Here is a 2823-nt window from a genome sequence, read left to right as displayed (position 1 = left end):
GGTTAGAGCATCTGACTGTTAATCAGAGGGTCGCTGGTTCGAGCCCAGCAGAGGGAGCCAAGATTTTCAAGTCCGAAAATCACATAAAAACCCCTTTTCTAGCTATTAGGATGGGGTTTTTTATTTCCATAATAGGAAGTTTCCTACCTCCATTTTGTCTTTTCAATAGCCAAATCATGTTAAGTTTTACAGGAAAAACTGTCGAATTTAACGTATGACTTTTACAAATATTTAACAAAGAAAATCCCGCGATTTAGGACTTCCGGTATCCGTAAACGCAATTTTTTTCAAGTTAAAATGGCAACAGTTGATGCAAAAATCTACGTTCACCATTACAAAAATGATGGTACGTGCAATGTAAAAATCAGAATTTACCACAAAAACCAGCAGAGGTTCATTGAAACGACACACTTTCTCTGCGACAAACAGTTAAAAAGGCACCCCGAAAACAAGCGGGAGTTCTTAATCAAAGATCAGTTTGTTAAAACACTGATCAATTCCGAATTGGATAGCTATAGATTGGCCATTAGCAACCTTGGACCAAAACTTCACCTCTTTAGTGCCGATGAACTCAAAAGATATCTGACCAGGACTGATGAAAGGATTGATTTTATAGCTTTCTGCACCGAGTTTATAGCTTATCTGGAAGAAGTTGGTAGAAGTAAGAGCGCCGCCAATTACCGAACGGTAAAAAACAGCCTCATTGATTTTTTTGGTAAGGAGAAGATATTCATCGAGGAAATCAACTACGACATGCTTGGTGACTGGGAACATTATCTTAGGTCAAAAAGGGTAATAACCAGATTGAACCAGTTCAAAAAACCAATCTCAACTTTTCAGCATCCCTTAAAAGGCGCTAGTGTGCATAATTATATGCGGGACTTAAGGGGGCTTTTCAACCATGCTCGGAAAAAATACAATAGAAAAAGTTTGGGGTTATTAAGAATTGAGCACTATCCTTTTGATGAGTATAAAATCGTTGGAGCACCGCTGACCCGTAAACGTAATACCGACATAGATACATTAAAGCTGATCCGGGACAGCAATCCTTTACCAGAAAGTAGAGCGGAATTGGCCAGAGATTTATTCATGCTGTCTTTTTATATGTGCGGTATTAATGCTGTAGATATTTTTAAAGTTGATAAATCCAATATTGTTGGAGGAAGATTGGAATACAACCGTTCAAAAACTAAAGATAAAAGAAAAGACAACGCTTTCATTAGTATAAAGATTGTACCCCAGGCTAAACCTCTTATAAATAAATACGTTGGATCTCTTTGCCAACGATATAGCAATATTGGGAGTTTGAACAAGGCTTTAAGCGCAGGGATGAGAGAGCTATGTAAACAATTAGATATCAATGGGATTACTTATTATTGGGCCAGACATACTGTTGGTAATTTAGCACGCAATAAATGCAGAATGAGCAAGGACGATGTGGCACTGGCGTTAAACCACGTAGATCGGGAGAGAAGAATTACGGACATCTATGTTGACAAAGATTGGAGCATCATTGACGAACTACAGGAAAAGGTAATTCAACTTTTAATTGAAGAAAAAGAAGATTAACGGATAATAATAAATAAAAATGATTGGATTAATTATTCCATGCGAAGTAAGCACACCATTCATATGAATAACCAATTATTATAATCAACCTGCTGTGTGCACAATAAACTATGGCAACAATAAGTGCGAAAATTTACAAGCATCACAAAAAATCTGATGGAACCTACAATGTAAAAGTCTGTATCTTCCACAAAGGGCAAAGAAGGTACATTAACACTAATCATTATTTGGTTCGCAAACAGCTAACATCAAAGTTCAAGATAAAGGACAGGTTTATTGCCGACCTGGTTGAAAGACAGCTAATAGATTACCGGAGGACAGTTAGCGAGCTTGGCAATAAGCTTAATTCATTTAGTTCTGAAGCATTGCGAGATTATCTTAGAGATAAAGATGCAGACATTGATTTTATTGCATTTTGCGATGAACATGTTCGAAAAACAAAATTGGAAGGTCGAGAAGGTACTGCACATAATCATAATAGGATTAAAAACAGTCTTATAGACTACTTTGGACGGCAAGCTGTTTCTGTAACAGAGATTAATTCAACTATGTTATATTCTTATGAGTGCTACCTGAAATCAGAAAGAAAAATGGAAAGGATAAACCAATTAGGGAAAATAGTTGTAATCAATCGGCCAGCTATGAGTGAAATTGGTCTGCACAATCACATGAGGGATCTACGGACGTTGTTCAATGAGGCCAGAGATTTTTATAATAATGAAGATTTGGAATTCCATCGAATTAAACATTATCCTTTTAAAAAATATAAACTTGGCCGGGCTCCTTTAACAAAGAAACGAAACAACTCGATTGAGGATATCTTGCAAATTAGAGATTGCATAACAGAACCTGGAAGTCGGGCAGAACTTGCAAAAGAGCTTTTTATACTTTCTTTTCTTACCTGTGGAATGAATGCGGTTGATCTTTATAATTGCACAAAGGACAATATTATAGATGGTCGTATAAATTACAATAGAACAAAAACCAAAAGAAAAAGAAGGGATGACGCTTTTATCAGCATAAAAATAGTAGAGGAAGCCAGGCCCTTGTTAATCAAATATACCGGCAAACTTCAAGAACGTTATGCTAACTATGGAACACTTGATTCTGCCTTGAGTAAAGGAATGAGAGAAATCTGTAAAAGAACTGGACTAGATGGAGTAACTTTTTATTGGGCACGTTATACCTTTGCAAATCTTGCTAGGAATTCCTGTAGGATGAGCAAGGATGAGCAGCCTAAAGAGTCCTTCGCAC

2 protein-coding genes are annotated in these 2823 nt (G+C 36.8%); both read left to right on the top strand.

Going from position 1 to position 2823, the window contains the following annotated elements; translation table 11 throughout:
* Positions 1-297: 297 nt before the first annotated feature.
* Positions 298-1569 carry a site-specific integrase gene (locus B3I52_RS01320; RefSeq protein ID WP_293297726.1) on the top strand — a complete coding sequence of 424 codons (1272 nt, stop codon included), beginning with the start codon at positions 298-300 and terminating at the stop codon, positions 1567-1569.
* 110 nt (positions 1570-1679) lie between these two features.
* Positions 1680-2823, top strand: a 1144-nt coding sequence (locus tag B3I52_RS01315) for a phage integrase SAM-like domain-containing protein (RefSeq protein ID WP_293297723.1), incomplete at its 3' end; no start/stop codon positions are given.

The sequence above is a fragment of the Pedobacter sp. UBA4863 genome (genome assembly GCF_002399615.1).
Taxonomy (GTDB): Bacteria; Bacteroidota; Bacteroidia; order Sphingobacteriales; family Sphingobacteriaceae; genus Pedobacter.
The sequence above is the reverse complement of the archived record's forward strand: the minus strand, read 5'-3'. Positions and strand labels throughout refer to the sequence as shown.